1 pseudogene is annotated in these 305 nt (G+C 33.8%); it reads left to right on the forward strand.

From position 1 onward, the window contains the following. Positions 1 to 305 (forward strand): annotated as a pseudogene (locus tag HMPREF2701_RS03530) (helicase); the annotation flags it as partial.

Here is a 305-nt window from a genome sequence, read left to right on the forward strand (position 1 = left end):
AAATTTTTCCCTACTAAAAAGGTCTTTGTGACCACTAAGAAAGATTTTGTGAAGGCGAGAAGAAAACAATTTGTATCACGTATTATTACAGGAGATTACGATGCCATTGTCATTGGGGATTCTCAATTTGAAAAGATCCCTGTCAGTAAAGAAAGACAGATGAATTATATCGAGGATAAACTTAATGAACTACGAGAGATTAAAACACATTCTGAAAATAAGTATACCGTTAAAGAAGCAGAGCAATCAATAAGTGGTCTAGAGAAACAATTGGAAGAACTCCAACGCTTTAATCGTGATAGTTT

Source organism: Streptococcus sp. HMSC077D04 (assembly GCF_001808785.1).
Classification (GTDB): Bacteria; Bacillota; Bacilli; order Lactobacillales; family Streptococcaceae; genus Streptococcus; species Streptococcus mitis_BX.